Annotated in this window: 24 protein-coding genes; 10 read left to right on the forward strand and 14 right to left on the reverse strand. The window is 57.4% G+C overall.

The genetic code is table 11. From position 1 onward, the window contains the following. Positions 1 to 20: 20 nt before the first annotated feature. The gene (locus HZS81_RS01630; protein WP_179928796.1) at positions 21 to 917 is read left to right on the forward strand and encodes an alpha/beta fold hydrolase; all 897 of its coding nucleotides are present in this window, start codon (positions 21 to 23) and stop codon (positions 915 to 917) included. On the opposite strand, the gene HZS81_RS01635 is transcribed toward HZS81_RS01630, so the two are convergent. Further along, positions 914 to 1762 carry a fructosamine kinase family protein gene (locus tag HZS81_RS01635; RefSeq protein WP_179928797.1) on the reverse strand — a complete coding sequence of 283 codons (849 nt, stop codon included), beginning with the start codon at positions 1760 to 1762 and terminating at the stop codon, positions 914 to 916. The two genes, HZS81_RS01630 and HZS81_RS01635, sit on opposite strands and share 4 nt — an antisense overlap. Positions 1763 to 1778: 16 nt before the next feature. On the opposite strand from HZS81_RS01635, the gene HZS81_RS01640 reads away from it, so the two are divergent. Further along, the gene (locus HZS81_RS01640; RefSeq protein WP_179928798.1) at positions 1779 to 2090 is read left to right on the forward strand and encodes a YqfO family protein; all 312 of its coding nucleotides are present in this window, start codon (positions 1779 to 1781) and stop codon (positions 2088 to 2090) included. Positions 2091 to 2105: 15 nt separating this feature from the next. On the opposite strand, the gene HZS81_RS01645 is transcribed toward HZS81_RS01640, so the two are convergent. Further along, positions 2106 to 2663, reverse strand: coding sequence for an NUDIX hydrolase (locus HZS81_RS01645; protein ID WP_179928799.1), 558 nt, complete (start codon positions 2661 to 2663; stop codon positions 2106 to 2108). Positions 2664 to 2752: 89 nt separating this feature from the next. On the opposite strand from HZS81_RS01645, the gene HZS81_RS01650 reads away from it, so the two are divergent. The 4 genes from HZS81_RS01650 to HZS81_RS18205 are packed head-to-tail and all read left to right on the forward strand — an operon-like array spanning position 2753 to position 6272. Further along, positions 2753 to 3406 carry a CoA pyrophosphatase gene (locus tag HZS81_RS01650; protein ID WP_179928800.1) on the forward strand — a complete coding sequence of 218 codons (654 nt, stop codon included), beginning with the start codon at positions 2753 to 2755 and terminating at the stop codon, positions 3404 to 3406. Then, complete coding sequence (locus HZS81_RS01655; protein WP_179928801.1) at positions 3403 to 4071, forward strand: 2OG-Fe(II) oxygenase; 669 nt, start codon at positions 3403 to 3405, stop codon at positions 4069 to 4071. Before HZS81_RS01650 ends, HZS81_RS01655 begins: the two co-directional genes overlap by 4 nt. Positions 4072 to 4075: 4 nt before the next feature. Further along, entirely contained in the window at positions 4076 to 5605 is a 1530-nt protein-coding gene (locus HZS81_RS01660) for an ATP-binding protein (RefSeq protein WP_179928802.1), read from the forward strand. A gap of 34 nt (positions 5606 to 5639) precedes the next feature. Then, on the forward strand, positions 5640 to 6272 hold the full coding sequence (locus HZS81_RS18205; RefSeq protein ID WP_179928803.1) for a response regulator: 633 nt from the start codon (positions 5640 to 5642) through the stop codon (positions 6270 to 6272). On the opposite strand, the gene HZS81_RS01670 is transcribed toward HZS81_RS18205, so the two are convergent. From HZS81_RS01670 to HZS81_RS01685, 4 genes are all read right to left on the reverse strand, one after another. Further along, a complete protein-coding gene (locus HZS81_RS01670) occupies positions 6264 to 7241 on the reverse strand; it encodes a flagellar motor protein MotB (protein WP_179928804.1) in 978 nt (325 codons plus the stop codon). The two genes, HZS81_RS18205 and HZS81_RS01670, sit on opposite strands and share 9 nt — an antisense overlap. Positions 7242 to 7244: 3 nt before the next feature. Continuing rightward, positions 7245 to 8039, reverse strand: coding sequence for a MotA/TolQ/ExbB proton channel family protein (locus HZS81_RS01675; protein ID WP_179928805.1), 795 nt, complete (start codon positions 8037 to 8039; stop codon positions 7245 to 7247). Positions 8040 to 8220: 181 nt separating this feature from the next. Continuing rightward, a complete protein-coding gene (locus HZS81_RS01680; RefSeq protein ID WP_179928806.1) occupies positions 8221 to 9057 on the reverse strand; it encodes an MOSC domain-containing protein in 837 nt (278 codons plus the stop codon). Positions 9058 to 9148: 91 nt separating this feature from the next. After that, positions 9149 to 9874: a ZIP family metal transporter gene (locus tag HZS81_RS01685; RefSeq protein ID WP_179928807.1), complete on the reverse strand. Its 726-nt coding sequence runs from the start codon at positions 9872 to 9874 to the stop codon at positions 9149 to 9151. A 150-nt stretch (positions 9875 to 10024) separates the two neighbouring features. On the opposite strand from HZS81_RS01685, the gene yghU reads away from it, so the two are divergent. Further along, positions 10025 to 10885, forward strand: a complete 861-nt coding sequence (gene yghU / locus HZS81_RS01690) for a glutathione-dependent disulfide-bond oxidoreductase (RefSeq protein WP_179928808.1) — start codon at positions 10025 to 10027, stop codon at positions 10883 to 10885. 60 nt (positions 10886 to 10945) lie between these two features. Here yghU and HZS81_RS01695 read toward each other — a convergent pair whose 3' ends face one another. The 8 genes from HZS81_RS01695 to HZS81_RS01730 all read right to left on the reverse strand — a co-directional run bounded on the left by HZS81_RS01695 (position 10946) and on the right by HZS81_RS01730 (position 19842). Then, positions 10946 to 11485 (reverse strand): YaeQ family protein, encoded by a 540-nt coding sequence (locus HZS81_RS01695; RefSeq protein WP_179928809.1) that lies wholly within the window; start codon positions 11483 to 11485, stop codon positions 10946 to 10948. A 130-nt stretch (positions 11486 to 11615) separates the two neighbouring features. Further along, a complete protein-coding gene (locus tag HZS81_RS01700; protein ID WP_179928810.1) occupies positions 11616 to 12233 on the reverse strand; it encodes a LysE family translocator in 618 nt (205 codons plus the stop codon). A 101-nt stretch (positions 12234 to 12334) separates the two neighbouring features. Beyond that, positions 12335 to 13108, reverse strand: coding sequence for an enoyl-CoA hydratase/isomerase family protein (locus HZS81_RS01705; RefSeq protein WP_179928811.1), 774 nt, complete (start codon positions 13106 to 13108; stop codon positions 12335 to 12337). A 171-nt stretch (positions 13109 to 13279) separates the two neighbouring features. Beyond that, positions 13280 to 14128 carry a 3-hydroxyacyl-CoA dehydrogenase NAD-binding domain-containing protein gene (locus HZS81_RS01710; RefSeq protein WP_179928812.1) on the reverse strand — a complete coding sequence of 283 codons (849 nt, stop codon included), beginning with the start codon at positions 14126 to 14128 and terminating at the stop codon, positions 13280 to 13282. Positions 14129 to 14137: 9 nt separating this feature from the next. Next, entirely contained in the window at positions 14138 to 15769 is a 1632-nt protein-coding gene (locus HZS81_RS01715; RefSeq protein WP_179928813.1) for an acyl-CoA synthetase, read from the reverse strand. Positions 15770 to 15821: 52 nt separating this feature from the next. Continuing rightward, positions 15822 to 17603 carry an acyl-CoA dehydrogenase gene (locus HZS81_RS01720; RefSeq protein ID WP_179928814.1) on the reverse strand — a complete coding sequence of 594 codons (1782 nt, stop codon included), beginning with the start codon at positions 17601 to 17603 and terminating at the stop codon, positions 15822 to 15824. A gap of 158 nt (positions 17604 to 17761) precedes the next feature. Continuing rightward, entirely contained in the window at positions 17762 to 19126 is a 1365-nt protein-coding gene (locus HZS81_RS01725; protein ID WP_179928815.1) for an MFS transporter, read from the reverse strand. A gap of 77 nt (positions 19127 to 19203) precedes the next feature. Next, entirely contained in the window at positions 19204 to 19842 is a 639-nt protein-coding gene (locus HZS81_RS01730; protein WP_179928816.1) for a class I SAM-dependent methyltransferase, read from the reverse strand. A gap of 40 nt (positions 19843 to 19882) precedes the next feature. On the opposite strand from HZS81_RS01730, the gene HZS81_RS01735 reads away from it, so the two are divergent. The 3 genes from HZS81_RS01735 (at position 19883) to HZS81_RS01745 (ending at position 21676) form a co-directional block, all read left to right on the forward strand. Further along, positions 19883 to 20263 carry a VOC family protein gene (locus HZS81_RS01735; RefSeq protein WP_179928817.1) on the forward strand — a complete coding sequence of 127 codons (381 nt, stop codon included), beginning with the start codon at positions 19883 to 19885 and terminating at the stop codon, positions 20261 to 20263. 75 nt (positions 20264 to 20338) lie between these two features. After that, a complete protein-coding gene (locus HZS81_RS01740; protein WP_179928818.1) occupies positions 20339 to 20728 on the forward strand; it encodes a DUF4870 family protein in 390 nt (129 codons plus the stop codon). A gap of 3 nt (positions 20729 to 20731) precedes the next feature. Then, a complete protein-coding gene (locus HZS81_RS01745) occupies positions 20732 to 21676 on the forward strand; it encodes a lysophospholipid acyltransferase family protein (RefSeq protein WP_179928819.1) in 945 nt (314 codons plus the stop codon). The last annotated feature ends 23 nt before the right edge of the window (positions 21677 to 21699 follow it).

Below are 21699 nucleotides of genomic sequence, written 5' to 3' on the forward strand. Positions count from 1 at the left end.
GTTAAATCAGGAGCGCCTTTATGGATGCCGTTACCATCGTCCCCGTAGGTTCGTTAGAAATCGTCGTGCGCATATGGCACCCCAATGCGCCTCATACGGTCATCGCCTGGCATGGTTTAGCGCGGCACGGCAGCGATTTTGAACAACTTGCCCGCCTACTCGGCCCCAAATGGCGCGTGCTAGCCCCCGACACCCCGGGGCGCGGGCTCTCCAGCTGGTCTTTCTACCCCACTCAAGAGTATCTATACGCTCACTATATGAAAGTAGCACTTGCCGTGCTGGATCACTTTCAGCTCGATAGCGTGCCCTGGATCGGCACCTCGATGGGCGGGCTTTTAGGCATGCTACTCGCGGCGGACAGCGAGGCCGCGCCGCGACTTCAATGCCTTGTCCTCAACGATGTCGGCCCGGAGCTTGACCCGCAAGCATTAACTCAGATGGCTACCTCCTTCGGCATCTTTAAGCGTTTTGGTACCTTTAATGAACTCCAAGAAGCGCTCAAGGCGAACTATCAGGGCTTTGGTATTCAGCATGAAAGCGAGTGGGATGCGATGGCGGTCAGTAGTGCGCGGCGCCTTCCCGATGGCGCATGGTCATTTCATTATGACCCGCGCATCGCTGAGCAATTCATCCATGACACCCCCCGCGACATGTGGGCGGGTTGGGCACAAATTCACTGCCCCATGATGCTGATTCACGGCGAGCACTCACCGCTTCTACGAGCAGACAGTATAGACAAAATGCGCCAAACCCAGCCTGAGTTGAAAACGCTAGAAGCCTCCGGCTGCGGCCATGCCCCTATGCTCAATGTGGAAAGCCAAGTGACGCCGTTGCGCCACTTTCTCGAACGCCACAATCCCAACGCAAAACCCAACGTATGGCAGCAGTTGGTAGAGCGTGTGAAGCGCCACAATTAACCCGAAAGTCTGGCCACACAACGCTCGACCGCACCGCGGTAGCCAGCACCGAACAACAGCAAATGATTAAGCAGCGGATAGAGCTGAAAGAGTGCTTCACGCCTTGGCCAATCGGCCGGGGCGTGAGTACCCCAGTAGGCCTCGAAAAACGCCTCCCCCGGCGCGCCAAAAAGCGTCAACATGGCAAGATCCACCTCGGGAAAATGATAATAAACCGCCGGGTCGATCAATGCCGGGCCATCCGGGGTGTGCAGCACGTTACCCGACCACAGATCGCCATGCACCAGGCTCGGCGGCGCATCCGGCAACCACGCCTCCAGGGTGTCGGCGATGTTCTCAATGCGTGTGCGCAGCGCATGGTCCAATAGGCCCCGCTCGTAGCACGCTGCGCTGAGGGGTAGTAGACGCCGCTCGCGCTGAAACGCGCGCCCATCAGCCAAAGGGGCGTTCGGTTGCGGCGTACTTCCGCAGGCGTTATCCCAATGCCAGCCGTGCTGCTCACTGTGTTGTGCGTGCAAGGCGCGCAACCCTTCGCCTAGCGCGGCTGCATTGCCCCGCCCTTGCGCTGCTAGCGCCTCTATTACCAGCCATTCACCGGCTTGGCCAAGTACTTCGGGAATCACCAACGGCGTCTGGGCTGCCTTCAATGCGCGCAAGCCCTCAGCCTCCCCCTGCAAACTTGTGGCATCGTCGTGTTTGACCACCACCGCACCCTGACGCGTTTCGAGCCAATAGACTGCCGCAATATCGCCACCGCTTAGCGGCTGAAGATCACCCACAGGTGTCAACTTCTTTTCTTCCAGCAGGGCCTGTAACCTAGAGGGAAACGTTGGAGAAGTAGACATAGCGTAGGAGGCTCCTATGTATAAACTGGCTTTTTTTGTTCCCACCGAAGATGCCGAACGCGTGAAAGAGGCCGTCTTCACCACCGGCGCGGGGCGCATCGGCGACTATGAAGCGTGCTGCTTTCAAACCCCAGGCACCGGGCAGTTTCGCCCACTGGCCGGTGCCAACCCGCATATCGGTCAGATCGATGAGCTTGAAACCGCCGAAGAGCTCAAAGTGGAGCTAGTTTGTCAGGATGCGCTTATTCACGCCGCTATCACGGCATTAAAAGCGGCCCACCCTTACGAAGAACCCGCTTATGAGGCTTGGCTGCTTGCGGATCTCTAAACAAGCGCATGGTCGTTAAGCACTGCCGAAATAACGCTCACGGTCTTCTGGGGTAATCGTGCCGATATGAAGTGGAAACAGGCCATTACATCGATCAGCATAGTAGTGTCGCAACGTCTCTTCGATTGTTGGAAACGCCAACGTATCCCAGGGGATCTCGTGCTCCTCGAAGAGAACAACTTCTTCACTCTCGGCGCCAGCGTCAAAGCTCCCGATCAAATCAGCACGGAAGATCATGTAGACCTGGTTAATATGGGGCAAATCGATCAACGTATAAAGGTTTGCTAGCGCCACCTCGGCACATGCTTCTTCCCGCGTTTCGCGCGCAGCGGCCTGCTGAGTGGTTTCGGCGTTTTCCATATAACCCGCCGGCAATGTCCAGTAGCCTTTGCGCGGTGCAATGGCCCGCCGGCAAAGCAGCACTTTGCTGCCACTCACCGGCAAGGTGCCAGCCACGATACGCGGATTTTGGTAGTGCACGACGCCGCAGGCATCGCAGAGATAGCGCGGACGATCGTCTCCTTGTGGGACGGCAAAACGGACTTTCTCACCACACTCACTGCAAAAGTTCATCGCGCCCTCTCGGCTGGTCACAACGAAAGCCAACGCTTGACGCCAACGCCCGCTGCTGATTAAAAAGAAAGAAACCCAATGGAACGCCCATGTTAGAGAAACTGCGTGAACGGCTGCAACACCATGCGCCCCAACGCTTGAATCACGTACCGTTACCGGAAGCTGCGGTGCTGCTGCCGATTATCACCCGCGAAGTGCCCACTTTGTTGTTTACCCGCCGGGCCAGTCACTTAAGTACGCACAGCGGCCAGGTGGCGTTTCCCGGCGGTATGCGCGAACCCGAAGACACTGACCTTTACGCCACGGCTCTGCGTGAGGCGCAAGAAGAGATTGCGCTCTCGCCACCCTTGGTGCAATCTCTCGGCCGTTTGTCGGACGTCATTTCGCTGCACGGGATTCGCGTAACGCCGTGGGTCGGGCTGATTCCACCTGACCTGCCGCTGAAAGCCGATCCCAATGAACTGGATGCGATTTTCGAAGTCCCGCTGTCCCACTTTCTTGACGACCGCCGCACCCATACCGACGTTATTACCGTCGACGGCGTAGCGCACTATGTGCCTAGTTACCACGTCGATGGCTATGTGATCTGGGGCCTTTCCGCCATGATGTTGGTGGAGCTTCTTGCCGAAGGGTTCGGCATGCCGCTTGACCTGTATCAGAAACCGCCCGGAGCCTTGCATCACTATCCTGAACGTACGTCGTCCACATGGCGTTCTGCAGCGAAGAGAAAACGCCCATCATGACGCCGACTACACTGACTTCACCGACGCTTCTTAGCCCCGCGACACTCAATGCGCTTGCCGACGCGCTGGTCGAACAAGGCTGGTACGTAGGCCAAAACGTCATCGATGCCGAACTGTGCCACACCTTGCATCACGAGCTTTCGCACCTGGCGCATCATAACGGCCTAAGCGAGGCGGGCATCGGGCGTGGCAGCGAGCACCACCTGCGCAAGGATATTCGGGGCGATGCCATTCGCTGGCTAAACCGTGAAAGCGCCGCCCAACGCCAGTACCTCGCGGGTATGGCGGAGCTCCAGCAGACGCTGAACCAGGCGCTGTTTTTAGGCTTATTCGAGTATGAAGCCCACTTTGCCCATTATCCGCCTGGGGCGTTTTACCAGCGCCATGTTGACAGTTTTCGCGGGCGTGCCAACCGGGTGGTCTCAACGGTAGGTTACCTGACCCCCAGCTGGCCAGCCGATGGCGGCGGCGAGATGGTGATTTATCACCCGGAGAATTCTGAGCAGGAAGCCGCCCGCGTCACCCCTGAAGCCGGCACCTTTGCCTGTTTTCTTTCCGCCACCGTTCCCCACGAAGTGCTCCCTACCCGCGTGGCGCGCGCCAGCATCGCCGGCTGGTTTCGCCGTAACGCGTCGCTCGGTGGCATTCTCGACCCGGCGCGCTAGATAAATGAAGGATACACACGACGCACTTCTGGCCCGTGTCGCCGCGTTAGAAGCACGCAATGCGACACTTGAAGCCGAAAAGTGCCACTACCAGTGGCTCGCAGAGAGCACGACCGACTTAATTTCACGTCACGCCCGCGATGGCACCTTCCTTTACGCCTCCAACGCCGCCCGTGAGCTTCTCGGCTTCGAGCCTGAGGAGCTGATTGGCATATCGGCTTATCAACTCTTTCACCCCGCCGACTTAAGCGATTTGCTCAACAAATCGCCCCAGGTGTATTACCACAACGGCTTTTATCAGCAGACGTATCGCTTTCGCGCCAAAAGCGGCCGTTACGTGTGGTTTGAAACCACCAGCCGCACCCGGCGCGACCCCACAACCGGAGAGCTAATCGATATTCTGTGCGTTTCCCGCGACGTTGGACGGCGCGTGCGCGCCGAGGCCCACCGCGAGCGCCTAGCTCAGGTGGTGGAATCCACCTCAGATTACGTCCTGTTCGTGGGGGCGGACCAGCATATTTTTAGCGCCAACGAAGCAGCCAGGCGGCAATTTTCGCTGCCGCGTGAAAACCCACACGCCCCGCTTGCCAGAGTCTACACCCCCGCTTCGCTGGACGTGTTGGAGCAAATCGTGCTGCCCGCCGTCGCACGTTATGGGTCCTGGAGCGGTGAGCTGGAAATGCTCGGCCGCAAGGACCATCTACCGGTACTCAGCGTGGTTCAAGCGCACCGCGGGCGCGGCGCCGAACTGGGACATTTGTCACTGCTCAATCACGATATTCGCCTGCGCAAAGAAGCCGAAGCGCAGGCACGGCGCCATCAGGAGCAAATCGCCCACGCGAACCGCTTAGCGACAATGGGGGTGCTGACCTCTAATATCGCCCATGAGCTCAATCAGCCCCTCGGCGCCATTGCCAACTACGCCAGCGGCGCGTTGCTACAAGTGCAAGCGAAACCCGAACAGCCTGCCCGCTACCTAGCCTACCCACTAGAGCAGGTCGACCAGCAGATTCAGCGACTTGCGAAGCGCCTAAGGCATATTCGCACCTTTGTGCGCAAAGGCGGCACCCAGTCTCGTCCTGTCGCGCTTGCCGAAGTAGCGGAAGCTGCTGGGTCGCTATGCCAATGGCAGTACCAACAAGCCCGAGTGCATTTGGACCTGGTACTGCCGGCCACGCTGACACCGGTCAACGCCGACCCGGTGGCGCTAGAGCAAGTCATCGTCAATCTAATGCTGAATGCGCTAGAGGCAAGCCGCCGCCAACACGACGCGAACATCGTACAGTTGAGTGCGGAGCTTCAAGAGGGTAATCAGGTAGCGCTGCATATCGACGACCAAGGGCCTGGCGTTCCCAAGGCGCAGCAAGCGCACATCTTTACCGCTTTCCACTCGACCCGAGCCGAGGGGTTAGGCATGGGCCTGGCGATTAGTCGCTCGCTAATGGAGGCAATGGGTGGGCAGCTTAGCGTGAGCGAAAGCCCTTTGTTTTGCGGCGCGCGCTTTACCGCTACACTGCGTAGCGTAGCGCCTTAACTCGCAGGCAGACGAATAAACGGGAGAACGCATTGTGCCCCCCACCACTACCGCCACGATTGCCATTGTCGATGACGATCAAGCGCTTCGTGACTCGCTGGCTTGGTTACTTGCCTCCGTGGGTTTGGAAGCACAAACGTTTGCCGATGGCGAGCCGTTTTTAGCCGCGCCGGCCACATGGCAGGTCGTGTTGCTCGACGTACGTATGCCAGGGCTCAGCGGGCTGCAAGTTCAACAGCAACTCGCCGACCAAGGCAGAACCGCACCGGTTATTATGATGACGGGCCACGGCGATGTGCCCATGGCGGTCACGGCGCTGAAAAACGGCGCGTTCGATTTTATTGAGAAACCCTTCAACCACCAGCAGCTGATCGATAGCGTGCAGCAAGCGCTCAGCCTCGCTCAACAGCAGCGCCAGCAAGAACAGTCGCTGTCGACACTGCGTGAACACTTCAACGCGCTGCGCCCCAAAGAGCAACTCATCATAAAATACGTGGCCGAGGGGATGACGAGCCGGGAAATTGCCAACCAAATGACGTTAAGCAGCAAAACGGTGGAAGTCTACCGCCAGCGTGCAATGAAGATGCTCGGCGTCACCAATGCCGCCGCGCTGGTGCGCTGCGCCGTGGCACTCGGGGTCGTCGAGACAGAGGCGAGGCTACTGTGAAGGAAAGAAGGGATTCAGCCCTTCGATGGTCTCTTGGACGGCATTTTCGATTTGCTCTTGGGTGGCGTCTTGCGACGTTAAGTCATCAAGTGCCTCACCGCCATCCTCCGGTGGCGCCACATTGAGCAGCGGATCCTGTGGCTCATTGGCTGCGAGTTCGTCAATACGCCGCTCGCCCCGCTCTTCGGTGGCTTCGCTCAAATCGATATTTATCTCAACGCGGCGATTCTGCGCGCGCCCTTGCGCTGTGTCATTCGCCGCTCGCGGTTCGGTATCGGCAAAGCCTTGTACCACCAGGCGCTCGGCGGCAAGTTCATCGTTGAGGAGCAAAATATTGGCTACCGACGCCGCCCGCATCGCGGACAAATCCCAGTTGCTATCAAAGCGCGCCGTGCGTATCGGCACGTTATCGGTATGCCCTTCAATCGCCACGGTGCCGGGTAACCCGGCAAAGATATCCGACATATCCACGAGTAACTCAGCAAACGAAGACGTTACGTTGTCCGAGCCCGACATAAAGCTGCCACGCTCTTGAATACGAATGACGACCCGAAAGCCGTCTACTTCAACGCTTGTGACCTCGCTATTGCCGGTATCTTCTAACAAAGTGCGAATTTCTTCCGCCACCTCTAGCGTTTGCTGGCGTCGTTGTGCTTCGAGGATCTGTCGCATGGACTCCAAATGCGGCTGCTCTTCCATGGTTTGCTGACGAATTTGATCCAATAGCGTGCGGTCTGGCACAGCAGGGGAAAACTGATCCAGAGCTGCACTGGTGCCCTTAGGGATTTGCATGGCTTCAATATCGCGCTGCACCCCAAAGGCCTTAGAAAGCTCCCCGGCAATACGGCGAAATTTTTCTGCATCCACTTCGGCAAACGACAGCAGCAGAACAAAAAAGCACAGCAGAAGTGTCATCAAGTCAGCATAGGTGACCATCCACTGCGGAACATTCGACTTATTATCACTCATAACTTAGGTTGACTCACCCGGCGCACGCGCGCTGTCCACTTCATCCTCAGCGCGATTGCGACGCTCTGGCGGCAAATAAATCGTCAGCATCTGCTCCAGTACGCGTGGGTTTTTATCGCCCTTAATCGCCAACAGCGCATCGATCCAAAGCTGCTGCATCTTGGCTTCTTGGTTCATCCGTAGCCACAGCTTGTCGGCGATGGGGTTGGCAAACATATTGGCGATCATGGCCCCATACAGCGTCGTGAGAAGAGCGACGGCCATTGCTGGGCCGATCATGGACGGATCTTCCATATTGGCGAGCATTTGCACCAGGCCAACCAACGTACCAATCATCCCCATGGAAGGCGCGACCTCGCCCAGAGCGGAAAACACACGGCCACCTGCTTCGTTGCGTTCCAGCGTTAACAGGCGCTCCTTGCCCATCATGTCCTGAATCATTTCCGCGCTAAAGCCATCGGCTAGCATCTGCAGCCCTTTAGCGAGAAAGGGAGAGTTGACATCCTGCCCCTCCAGCACCAAAAGGCCCTGCTTACGGGAAAGCTTGGAAAGCTCAACCAGCTCATCGATGCTTTCCTGGGTGTTGGGGAGCTGAAATTTAAACGCGCGCGCTGCCGCTTTAAACGCGAATTTAAATTGGGTAAGGGTGAACTTGGCCATCACCACGAATAAGCTGCCGCCAACGACCAACAAAAGCCCCGTGGGGTTCATAAACACTTCAGGGGACGTCCCTAAAATCACCGCCATGCCCACCAGCACGGCAGCCCCCAATAGTCCTATTAGTGTGGCGAGATCCACGGCAACTCCTGAAAAATGTAATCGTCTGAAACAGATCGTTGGTAGCAGACCATAGAGCGAAGCGTAGTGCACGTCAACGCTCGTAAGGCAAAAGCACTAGGCCTAAATGACCGCTTGGCTAGCATATCCATAAGGCTCTTTGACGGGTAAAACGAGACGAAAAGCTTAGTTCGATTGGCGGCTAGCGCTCATGCGTTGTTGCGAGCACCGCTTGCAACGAATCACCGACCCGCAGTATTTTTCCCTCTCCAGCGTTAAGCGTGGCATTTTGGCCGAAGTGCGCCCCCTTAAGATGCGGCTGCGTATTCAATTCAAGTAGTGTCTTAAGTGGCTGTTTGGCTTCGACAATTTCAGCAGTATGTTGGTCAATAGTGGTGATTTTGCAGCGCTGGCACGGTTTTCGTAGCGTGAATTCCACCTCGCCGGCCGTCATGCGCTGCCAACGGTCTTCCTCCCACGCTGCGGTATGGTGCACGACGATATTGGGGCGAAAACGGTTCATGGGCACAGGCGCCTCACCGTTAGCAATCAGCGCTTCATTGAGCGCGTCCAACGACGCCGTATTAGTGATTAAAAACGGATAGCCATCGGCAAAGTAGGTATGCGCGGCCCCCTCTTCAACCGGGCGGGTAAACTCAGTAGCAAAGCGCATAAGTGTAAGCCCTGCGGCTGCCTCGCCTAATGCCGCCTCCAGCCAACGCCCCACGTCATTACTTTCGGGCAAGGCCTTACAGTCATCACTCCACACCCTGACCACGCGTAAATTGCCGGTTGGCGGCGCTAATGGCACATAGCACGGCGCGACGTTAGGGTGCGAAAGCACAAGGGCTTCATCGGTCAGCGCTACGTCGACGGTTGCCAGCATCGGCAACTGGCGCTGGGTCACAAAACGCTGATGCTTATCCACCCACATCCAGCGCCGATCCCACGCCAAACCATGTGCGAAAACCTGCGCTTGGCTTAGTGCCATTCCTTTTAGCGACTTCACCGGATAACAGTACAGCTGATCAATACGCATCGTTTTTCCTAGGTTGGCGATGACGCGCTTTACCAATGCGGGCCAAAGCGTTCAAAGATAACGTTCTGCTAGTGAAAGAGATAGATCCCACTTAAATATGACCCACCAAATCATGACTGAACAATGCAAGGCAGAATCCAACCACCGCCCCCAGGGGCGGAGCCCAGTGGCGCGTCAACCGCGATTGCGGTGCAATGTCCTGAAAAATAAGGTAGAGAATACCGCCGGAAGCCATCAGCATCACGCCACCAAGTATCAGAGGCCGATCCGACAAAAAAAAGTAACCCAACAAACCAGCAAGTGGGCCGGCGACCACCAAGCAGCTCATAAAAATCAACGTCTTACGGGACGTGTAACCTGGCTGACTAGATAACTCCCGATACCCATTGAACCCTTCCGGAAGATTCTGCATCGCAATCAGCACCGCCATCAATACGGCGGTGTTCGGACTCACCACGGCAAGCCCGCCCAGCGCGATCGCCTCCGGAATAAAATCCAGCAACACGCCCATAAGCTGAGGTGATTCACGGTTTTTCAGGCCCAGGATGTGCTCCACTACGAAAAACAGTACCCCTCCGGCGAAAATAACAGGTATCGCCCAAAGAGAATCTTCCATGCTCGCTTGCCCTTTTGGAATCAAAACCACAGACACCGCGCCAAGGAGAATCCCACCGCCCAGGGCAATCACGAAATGGCGGAATTCCTCTTCCAGCCAATTGGGCCTTATCCGCTCGAAACTGGCAAGCAACCCTCCCAGCGGAATACAGGCTCCCGCGAGAGTGGTTAGCCCAATAATGTAAACAACATCCCAAAGCATCAAATGGCCTCTTCATTTAGAAAAGCGTGTACTGATTGGCCAGCTATGGTGGCAGAAGCCATAATAGCTGGCCACGTTTACAGCACTCTCAACGTTAGACGCCCTACGTTGTCGTGCTAGGCTTAGGGCACTTACAAAAGGAGCACCAATATGAGCCAAGAGCGCTATACGCCACCCCGTGTATGGAAATGGGAACCCGGTAATGGTGGCAAGTTTGCCAACATTAACCGCCCAGAAGCTGGGCCAACTTACGATGAAGCGCTGCCTGAGGGTAAGCACCCACTACAGCTCTACTCATTGGCCACACCCAACGGCGTCAAAGTCACCGTGATGCTGGAAGAGCTGCTTGAACGCGGCATAAGCGATGCTGAGTACGACGCTCATCTGATTCGCATTACCGAAGGCGAGCAGTTCAGTAGCGGCTTTGTCGCGGTGAACCCCAACTCCAAAATCCCTGCGCTGCTCGACAACAGCACGATCCCGGCACAACGCGTGTTTGAATCCGGCGCCATTCTGCTGTACTTGGCCGAAAAGTTTGGCGCTTTTTTACCCGAAGACCCAGCCAAACGCACCGAGTGCCTCTCCTGGCTATTCTGGCAAATGGGTAGTGCGCCGCTGCTTGGTGGCGGTTTCGGCCACTTTTACGCCTACGCCCCAGAGCCGCTTGAATATCCCATTGACCGCTTCACCATGGAGGTCAAACGCCAACTCGACGTGCTAAACCGCCACTTGGCGGAAAACCGCTTTATGGCCGGCGATGAATACAGCATTGCCGATATGGCGATTTACCCATGGTATGGCGCGTTAGTTAAAAATCGTCTTTACGATGCAGCCGAGTTCCTGGCAGCAAACACCTATACCCACGTGCGGCGCTGGTCAGACGAGATCGATGCTCGCCCGGCGGTTCAGCGTGGCCGCATGGTCAACCGCACTTGGGGGGAACCTGAGGAGCAGCTGCACGAACGCCACGACGCCAGCGACTTCGAGTACAAAACGCAAGACAAGCTCTAAGCAAGATAGTGTCCCGTTCCCGGGCCGAGAGCGAGCCGTCGAGCCCGGATGACGCAAATATCAGCGATCACCCACTAACCAGCGCGGTGCCAGCTCATGCTGGCCGCGCTCATCGGTGATGAACAGTGTGCCTTCACTGATCATTACTGCCCAACCAATGGCACGAGGCAAACCAGTGGCGATTACCGCCAACGGCTCCTGGGGAAGCGCCGCGATGTTCAGGTTCTTGAGCGTGGCAACCGCTGGCAACACCTTTTGCTCCCAGATGTCCACGCGCCCGTAGGCAAGTAGCGAGACACGCTCGGCGCGGCGCGAACACCAGGTCAGGCGCTCGGCATCGGGCTGGCCAACCTCAATCCAGTGCAGTATCCGCCCATCCAGGCTCTTTTCCCACAGGGCCGGCTCGTCCACATCGGAGAGGCCTCGACCGAAACTGATTGCATCGCTGTACCACAACACATGGGCCACTAACCGGGCGGTCATGCGCTCCTCGGTTTCCGACGGGTGGCGCGCCACGGTAAAGCGCAGCGTCTCGTACACCCCGCGATCCAGATCGGTCAGGTTAATATCCACTTTATAGGGCGTTGCACTAAGAGCCATCGACGTTTCCAAGCAAAATTTTGCGCCATTGTACCCGATGCGACGGCTAGGTGGGCGTGGACGTGCGGTAATCGGCTTTTAGGGTGCCGCATTTGGGCGTTTCAGCTTCGTGCATGACAGACAGCGCTCGTTAACGCGCGGCTTGAGCCAGCGTATTACCGCCTAACCCCATCAATACGCCACCCCCCATGCGCTGAATCAGCCGGGAGGAGCCGTGGGATTTTTGTAACCACTCGCGCAGTGGGCTGGCCAGTAGCACCACTACGACATCCGCAGAGGAGAACAGCGCATTGGTGGCGATACCTAGCCAGAGCAGCTGCCATGCGACCGGCATAGCGCTTTCGGGCTGCACAAACTGAGGCAAAAACGCGACAAAGAAAAGTGCGGTTTTAGGGTTAAGCACTTCTACCAGGAAACTGTCGCGCAGCACGCGTTTCGTGGTTGCCAGCGGCACCTCATCGCCATGGGCGCGAATGCCCTGCTGCCATAGCCGTAGCCCCATCCAAAGCAGGTAAAGACCACCGATGATTTTCATGGCAATGTAGGCCGGTGGAATGGCCGCAAATAGCAGCGCCAAGCCTAACGCCGCGGCGATAACGTGGATGTAGCAGCCCATATGCACGCCAATCACCGCTAGCCACCCTGCCCGTCGCCCCCGACCCAGGGTTTGCGCGGCGGTATACAGCATGGCAGGCCCGGGTAGATAGGCAAAGCCAAGCGCGGCGAGGATAAAAGCAGCCCATTGCATCGTAGCGATTCCATTGAAATTAATGGTTAGCTTTCGAGAATAAAACGGGGGTGACGCAAGCGCCACCCCCTAAATAAGTAAAACTGGAATGAAATAGTAGGTTAGAAGCTAGGTTTGCGCTTCTCTACGAAAGCACTCATGCCTTCGGTTTGCTCTTCGCTGGCAAAACAGAGCGCAAATAGCGAGGTCTCTAATGACAAGGCGCTGTCGAGGTCTTGATCCATGCCGTCGTGAATCGCTTGCTTGGCGCCGCGCACCGCTCGCGGACCGTTGCCCATTAGCTGTTTGGTCAGTTCATCGGCGTAAGCTTCAAGCTCGGCCTGCGGCATAACACGGTTGACCAGGCCAATACGTAGCGCCTCGGTGGCGTCGATCTTACGCCCGGTGGCACAAAGATCCAGCGCCATCGCCGGTCCCACGCGACGCGGCAACCGCTGGGTGCCGCCAAAACCAGGGATTACGCCGAGAAGGACTTCCGGCTGGCCGAAGATGGCATTGTCGCTTGCGACGGCCCAGTCGCAGGCCAGCGCCAGTTCGCAGCCGCCGCCAAGGCAAAACCCGTTAACCAGCGCGACCACCGGCACGGGTAGCGTTTCAAGACGTTTGATCGTGCGTAGCGCTTGCCCCGCAAAGGCACGAGCCTCTTCCGGCGTTTTTTCGCGCATTTCGGTGATATCCGCCCCAGCGACGAAAGATTTCTCGCCGGCACCGGTAATCAGCACCGCACGCAGGCTCGGATGCGCTTCCAGCTCGGTGAGTTCTTTTTCCAGCGCGGTCAGCACTTGGCTATTAAGTGCATTTAGCGCCTGGGGACGGTTAATCGTTAGACGCACCACGCCATCGTTATCGACTTTATCAATCACGGCTTCGCTCATGGGGGCTCCCTATTGTTCTAAAACATGCGGTTGTTAGCTGTTGTTAAAAGACCGTTGTAAAAAACCGTTATCAAAACCACCACCCAACCCTAGCGAACGCTTGGTTGGGTGGCAATCACTTCTTTTGTCGAGTAACTCTTACACCCGACGCTTTCTAACAAAAGCGCAACGCTAGTCGTAAATGTGGAAGCCGCGCCCGGACTTGCGGCCCAGATAGCCGGCGTCGACCATGCGCTTAAGCAGCGGGCAAGGGCGATATTTCGGATCGCCAAAGCCTTCCTGCAGCACTTCCATGATTGCAAGGCAGACGTCCAAGCCAATCAAATCCCCAAGCGCCAGCGGCCCCATTGGGTGGGCAGCCCCCAGCTTCATGGCCTCGTCCACCGCGTCTGGTGTGGCAGCCCCTTCTTGAACCAGGAAGGCCGCCTCGTTGATCATCGGCACCAGCAGGCGATTGACGGCAAACCCAGGGGAATCGCCTACCGGCACGGCGGTTTTGCCCAAATCGTGAGCAAGTTGCTCGATCCGCTTAACGGTGTCGTCACTGGTTTGCTCGGCGCGAATGACTTCGACCAATTTCAACACCGGCACCGGGTTGAAAAAGTGCATGCCAACCACGCGCTCGGGCCGTTCACAGACCGCCGCTAAGCGCGTGAGCGACAGCGACGAAGTGTTGGAGGCGAGTATGGCGTCACTGCTTAAATGGCTCAAATCGCGAAACAGCTTCTCTTTGAGGCCAGGCTGCTCGGGCGCTGCCTCAAGGATAATATCGCAGTCCGACAACGCCTCTAACGCGGTAGAGGTGTTAAGTCGCTCAAGAGCGGCGTTTTTATCCGCTTCACTCATTTTCTCCTTGGCGACGAGCTTGCTAAGGCCTTTGTCGATCTTGCCCTGAGCGCGAGAAAGCTGCTCATCGGCGACATCGTAAAGCCTCGCCGTAAAGCCACTCGCGACCACGACCTGGGCAATGCCCTGCCCCATGGTGCCGGCGCCCACAACGCCAATAATCGTTTCGCTCATTATTGCTCCCTATGACTGGTTGCGCGCTTCTTCGCGCAGCACAAATTTTTGGATTTTACCCGTGGAGGTTTTTGGCAACTCACTGAACACGATGGTCTTAGGCACTTTGTAGCCCGCTAGCTTCTCGCGACAGTGGGCAATAATGTCCTCTTCGGTAACCTCGCCATATCCCACTTTCAATTTGATGAACGCGCACGGCGTCTCGCCCCATTTCTCGTCGGGCTTGGCGACCACGGCGGCCTCTTCCACGGACGGGTGCGAGTAGATGGCATCTTCTACTTCGATGGTGGAAATGTTTTCACCGCCGGAAATAATGATGTCTTTAGAGCGGTCTTTGATTTCGATATAGCCATCTTTGTGCCACACGGCCAAATCGCCGGTGTGGTACCAACCGCCCTCCAACGACTGCTCCGTAGCGGCCGGGTTTTTCAGGTACCCTTTCATCACGTTATTGCCGCGCATCAGGATTTCACCGATGGTTTCGCCGTCTTTGGGTACCGGCTCTAACGTGTTGGGATCGGCGACACACAGCGCTTCAAGCATATGGTAGCGAACGCCCTGGCGGGCTTTGAGCTTGGCGCGCTCATCAATGGGCAACTCGTCCCACGCTTCATGCCAGGCGCAAACGGTTACCGGGCCATATACTTCGGTCAGGCCGTATACGTGGGTCACTTCGATACCGAGTTTTTCCACCCCAGAGATCACCGAGGCGGGTGGCGCGGCACCGGCAGTGGTCACTTTTACTGCGTGATCGAAGTCGCGCTTATCTTCGTCAGGCAGGTTAACCAAGCCATTGAGGATAATCGGCGCACCGCTGAAATGCGTGACCGACTCGTCGGCAATCAGCTGCATGATTTTCTTGGGGTCGACCTTGCGCAAGCAAACACTTACCCCGGCATTGGCGGCGATGGTCCACGGAAAACACCAGCCATTACAGTGGAACATCGGCAGCGTCCACAGGTATACGGGGTGGTGCGGCATCGCCCACTCAAGAATATTGCTCACCGCGTTCAAGTAAGCGCCACGATGATGATAGACCACGCCCTTGGGCTTTCCGGTCGTCCCTGACGTGTAGTTGAGCGAAATCGCCTGCCATTCGTCCTCGGGCAACTGGTAGGGGTGGTCCGCATCGCCCTCGGCGAGAAGCGCCTCGTACTCCACCTCACCAATACCTTGAGTCTCGCCGACAAATTCCACATCGGCGACATCAATCACTAGCGGCTTGGTGTTCAGTTTGGCAACGGCTTCCTGAATGACATCGGCAAATTCCGGATCGACCAGCACGGCTTTGGCTTCACCGTGCTCCAGCATGTAACTGATCGCGTCAGCGTCGAGTCGAATGTTCAATGTGTTGAGCACGCAGCCCGCCAGCGGCACGCCAAAATGCGCTTCAAACATCGCTGGCACGTTGGGCAGCATCGCGGCTACCGTATCGCCCGTGTTAAGCCCGCGTTTTTGCAGCGCAGAAGCAAGCTGCCGACAGCGCGTCCAGGTTTCCGACCAAGTGCGGCGCGTACTGCCGTGAATAATCGCTGGGTAATCTGGATACACCGATGCCGAGCGTTCGATAAACGTCAGTGGCGACAACGGTACGTGATTGGCCTGCGTTTTGGGCAGATCCTGTTCGAAGATTGACGTCATTATGACCTCATTTGTCGTTTTCCTGAGAACCGTATCCGGGAGCCGAACTGTGTTACGAACTAACGGTAAAATCGCTTAAGCACTGCATGCCGGCATCAATCACAGCGCGCTGGGCGCGTCCGACGGGCAACCACTGCTTGAGGACGTAATCGGCGCTGACGAGCTTTTGGGTATAAAAAGGATCGCTCGCGCCGTTGTCGATTGCCACCTGCGCTTTTAGCGCGGCTTCACCCATTTGCCAGGCGCAGAGCACGTGCCCGGCCAGGTTCAAAAACGGCGTGGCGTAGGCCTGAACGGCATCCTGGCCAAGCTCTTGGCCTTGCGCCAGCACCACGGCCATCGCGGCGCGCAGGTCGTCGCTGCCGGCGGCAAGCGCTTCCCCTAGGCTGGCAAAACGCGGGTGGGCTTTAAGCCTATCGGCAGTGGCATTAACGTCGTCAATGAGCGCTGTCATGGCGTCGCCGCCATCACGTTGTAGCTTGCGACCGGCAAGATCCAGCGCCTGAATGCCGTTGGTGCCTTCGTAGATCGGGGCGATACGGGCATCGCGCAATAGCTGCGCGGCGCCACCCTCTTCCACGTAACCCATACCGCCGTGGACCTGAATCCCCAGTGAGGCAATCTCGACTGCCTGGTCGGTGGAGAAGCTTTTGATGACGGGAATCAACAGATCGACGCGCGCCTGTGCCTGATCGCGCGCTTCGTCTGATTCGCCGTGGCGGGCAGTATCCATCTCAGCTGCACACGTTAGCGCTAGTGCGCGCAGCGAGTCGGTACGCGCGCGCATAGAAAGCAGCATCCGGCGCACATCCAAGTGGTCGCTAATCGTGCAATCGGCTTTCCCCGAGCGCGGGCTACGACCCTGGATACGATCTAACGCATAGGCGAACGCGTGCTGGCAAGCGCGCTCAGCCACGCCGATGCCCTGCACACCAACCTTGTGGCGGGCTTCGTTCATCATGGTGAACATGTGGTTGAGCCCGCGCCCTTCTTCGCCGACGAGATAGCCAATCGCGCCCGCATTCTCGCCGAAGCTCAAGGTGCAGGTGGGAGAGCCGTGGATGCCCAGCTTGTGCTCGATGGAGGCGCACGTCACATCGTTACGCTCCCCCAAGGAACCATCGTCGTTGACCAAGAACTTAGGCACCAAAAACAACGAGATACCGCGGTTGCCTTCCGGCGCATCGGGTTTACGTGCCAGTACCAGGTGAATAATATTTTCCGCGGCGTCGTGTTCGCCCCAGGTGATATACACTTTCTGTCCGCTAATGCGGTAATGGTCGCCTTCGGGGGTCGCTTTAGTGCGAACTTTCGACAGGTCCGAACCCGCCTGGGATTCGGTGAGGTTCATGGTGCCCGTCCAAGTGCCTTCGACCAGCTTGGGCAAATAGCGATCTTTTTGTGCCTCGCTGCCGTGGTGGGCCAGCGCCTCAATAGCACCGGCGGTCAACATCGGGCAAAGACCCAGTGCCATGTTGGCGCCGTGGAGCATCTCTTGCACCGAACTTGCCACGACTTCCGGCAGGTTTTGCCCGCCAAGCGCCTCAGAAACACCAATGCCATTCCAACCGCCTTCGGCGTAGGCTTGGTAGGCCTCGGCAAAGCCAGTCGCCGTCGTAATGCTGCCGTCGCTATTGCGCGTCGTGCCCTTTTTGTCGCCCACATCGTTGAGCGGCGCCCAAACATCGTTGGCCAGTTTAGCGGCTTCTTCCAGTACGGCTTCGATCAAATCAGGTGACGCGTCTTCAAAGACCGGAAGTTTAAGCGAGCGGTGTTCTAGCTGTTCTTCTAAAACAAAGCGCAGATCGCGCACGGGGGCGGCGTAGTAGTTCATGCAAGGCCTCTATATTGGGAGAATGATGGTGGAAATCATTGTGAAATTAGGGAATTATCTATTCATGATAGTAGTTTCCCTATATTTCGCACACCATTCACCTAACGTCTAATCCTGGTGTCGCCAGCGGCTTACCGCTTGGGATTAGTGCAGAGGGCTTACGTCTTCTTCTGGGCATCCTCGAAATACGCTACATGGCTCTCATCTTCTGCCGGAGGACCAACCATTGGCTCGACCACCGATACATCCGGCACGGCATCAGAAAGATCTTCCAAGTACTCATGCTCGAGCGCCCCCTGCACCAGCGCCTCGGTGACCACAAGCTCGGCACCGGCCGCCGACATTGGCGTTGTCGCAGTAAAAGGCGCCACCGGAACCGGCGCCGGACGCACGCCGCGCCGCCAAGCGAAAAACAGCAAGAAGAGCAGACTCAAGCCGCCGAACGCCCAAAAAAGTCCATCGTCACCGACTGCCGACATTACCGGTGAAATCATCAGGGGGCTTATCGTCGAGCCAATGGCATTAATGAGCAGAAGCCCCTGGCTCATGCGCACCAGCGCCCCTGAAGGGGCACGGTCAGCGGCGTGGCTCACCGCCACCGGGTAAAGGGCAAACACCCCACCGCCGAGCAAAAAAAGCAGCACTACCAAAAGCGCCGTGGAAAGCGGCAACCACAACATGGCAGCAGAAATCAGCACGCAGAACGCACTAATGGCGATCAACACCATCTGGCGGTCGTGACGGTCTGACCAGCGGCCAATCGGATACTGCAGCAACATGGCACCGAGAATCACCACGGCCATCATCTGGCCCACTTGCGCCACGCTCATGCCGATGCGCTGCAGGTAGAGCGGCAGCAAACTATACGCGGCGGCCACCACCATCCCCGAGCCAAGGCTGCCCACCACCCCGGTGGGCGTCAACATAATCAAGCGGTATGGCGGCAGCGGCTCGGCATGCTCGATCAGCGGTGACACACGTGGAATCATCGCCATCGGCAGCACCGAGAGCGAGGCCAGCATACCGATCACCATAAAGGGCGCCGTTTCGCCCATGTCGTTGACCACGCCAAGTAAAAGCTGCCCAACCACGCCAGCGGCGTAAAGCGAGATCATGTAGAGTGCGAGAAGTCGGCCGCGCGATTTAGACTCACCCGAGGTCAACAGCCAGCTTTCGATGACGAGATACACCCCGACTGTCGCCCAACCGCCGATCAAGCGCAGCGTAAACCAGGCCCATGGGTCGCTGACGAGCCCTTGCATCAGCACGGTCACAGCTACCAAGGAGGCAAAACTGCCATAGGCACGAATGTGGCCGATGCGCATCAGCAGACGGTCGTTGAACATGGCGCCCAACGCCAGGCCGATGAAATAGGCCGACGAGACGATACCGATCATCGTCGCCGACTCCCCCGCCGAATCCAAGCGCACGGTGATCAGCGTGGACAGAAAGCCATTGCCTATCCCGAGAATAAATAGCCCCAGCAAGGGAGCCAGCGCTATGGCGAGCATTTGGCGAGACATCGCGACCTCATTTCAACACGTGGATAGGCGCTTCCGAGCGAGAGCGGCGCGCAATTATTGCCAGCACGGTGAGAAAGTCAATGCTTTTGCATGATCACCGTGTCAGCACCGGGAAACTCCACCGAAAACCCGGACGCTCGCGCCCACCAATGAAACGTCGACTCACTGAAAAACGCCACGTGGGTCGGGTCTTGAATATAGTGCCAACGGGTAAAGGCTGCGCGATCTTTCACCCGCTTGGTCATAAACCCTAAATAGCCACCAGGGCGCAGGCAAGAAACCAGTCCCGCCAACACCTCACCGGGTGCGGACAAATGCTCCACTACCTCGGTGGCGGTAATAAAATCGTAGCGGCCTTCTAACACCGACGCCTTTGGGGCATAGAAAAGATCATAATTCGCCATCGGATGGCCCGCTTCTTCGAACATTACCGAAAGCGTAGGCCCTGGACCTGAGCCAAAATCTAACCCTTCAGTGCCAGGAGCCAGTTTTTCGCTAAGCGGTGTGAACAAGCGGTTTAGAAACCGGCGATAACCCGCATCAAAGGGGGAGTTTTGGTGGCGGTCGTATTCCGCCTTCTCCTCAGCGGCAGATAAATGCCATGGCTTGGGCACAAAAATCAGCGCGCACGTGGCACACTGATGATACTCACGGCGCTGATCGCGGTGATAAAGCTCGCTTCTTGAGTCAAGGCATAGCGGACAGCGCCACATCATCGTATTCTCTCGGCAAATCTCATACGTTAAGGATTGTGGCATGCTCTCAGGTCTGGATCATCTTGTCGTTACTGTGACCGATATGGCGCGCGCGGTGGACTTTTATTCGCGTGTGTTAGGGCTTGATGTGCGCTACCGCGACGCCCAGCGGGTCGACTTGATGCTCGGTGATACCGCACTGCGGCTACATCAAACCGATACCGACATTGCCCCCGTTTCCGCCACGCCAACACCAGGCAGCTTAGATTTATGCCTGCGCTGCCAGCTGCCGCTATCCGAGTTCAAGCAGCACCTTGACGTACTGGGCGTCGAGATCGAGCTTGGGCCGGTCGCACGCCAAGGCGCCAATGGGCCGATTGAGTCGATTTACCTGCGCGACCCAGATGGCAATCTGCTGGAAATTTCCCGACCGGCCCGCTAATGCCAAGCGTTGCACGACGCGTTATCATAGCGCGCCATATGACATCAATGAGAACGTTACTAGGGACGAAACCGTATGCGTGAGGGTGAAGAGAATGAAACGCCCACTGAGGGCAACATCGTCAACGAATCGGGCAAAGGGCCGGACACCACTATGGCCATGGTGGTCTATGCGCTTTACCTTGCCAGCTTCGTGGTAGGTTTTACCTCGCTAATAGGGGTGGTCATCGCCTACGTTTACCGCGGCAAAGGCCCTCACTGGCTAGATGAGCATTTCCGCTATCAAATCCGTACATTCTGGATTGGCCTTCTCTACGCCACGCTCTTTTCACTGCTCACCTTTGTGTTGATCGGCTTCCCGCTGTTAGTCGCCCTAGCAGTGTGGCTGATTATACGCTGCGTTAAAGGCTTCAAGGGTCTGCAGGAGAAGCGCGCACCGAGCAATGTGGATACCTGGCTTATCTGATCTATGGCTTTATCTAGCGACGCTCCCAACAACACGCCTCCGCTATTTTCCCGCGCCGGCGCAATCGCTTGGCTATGGCGGCGGCTCTCCCGCTGGCCACTAACCCGGCTTTGGTGGCTGGCGAGTCGGCTGGGGCCGCTGGTACATCGCTTCAGCCAACGCGAGCGCTCGGTGACGGAAATTAACCTCAACACCGTTTATCCGGCGCTTAACGCTTGCGAGCGTCAACACCTTGCTCGCGAGAGCTTACGGCACTCCACTGCTACCATGCTGGAGTTGGGGCACGCCTGGATGGCATCGCCTGAGCGCGTTGACGCCAGCATTATCCGCGTTCACGGCCGCAACAAACTCGATGGTGCCCGCGCCGAGGGCCGTGGCGTGATTGTGCTCGCGCCCCACTTTGGCAACTGGGAAGTGCTCAACTTCTGGCTATCGAACCATTTTCCGTTTACGGCGATGTACGAGCCGCCCAAAATTGCCGCACTTGATCCGGTGATTCGCCAAGGCCGCGAGCGCATGGGGGCGACGTTAGTGCCGACCAACTCTCGCGGCGTGGCGGCTCTGTTAAAAGCGCTCAAACGCTCTGAGGCGATTGGGATTCTACCCGACCAAGAGCCAAACTGGGGAAGCGGTGTGTTTGCACCGTTTTTCCATCGTGACGCCTACACCGGCACCCTACTGCCCAAACTGGTCGCCCGCACCCAAGCGCGCGTGGTGACGGGCGTCGCCAAGCGCGTGCCGGGCCAAGGCTTTGAGATTCACTTTCTCGACGCCGACGAGCGCGTATATAGCAATGAGGACGCGACATCTGCCACTGGCGTTAACGCCTGCGTGGAAGCGGCGATTGCCCTTGACCCTGCGCAGTACCAATGGGAGTACAAGCGCTACCGCAAAGTCGTGCAAGAGCAGCAAAAACTACCCAATTATCACGATTTTCGCCTTTATTAAGGCGCGCTTTCCATTTTACGCTT

This window comes from Vreelandella salicampi (assembly GCF_013415105.1).
GTDB classification, from domain to species: Bacteria; Pseudomonadota; Gammaproteobacteria; order Pseudomonadales; family Halomonadaceae; genus Vreelandella; species Vreelandella salicampi.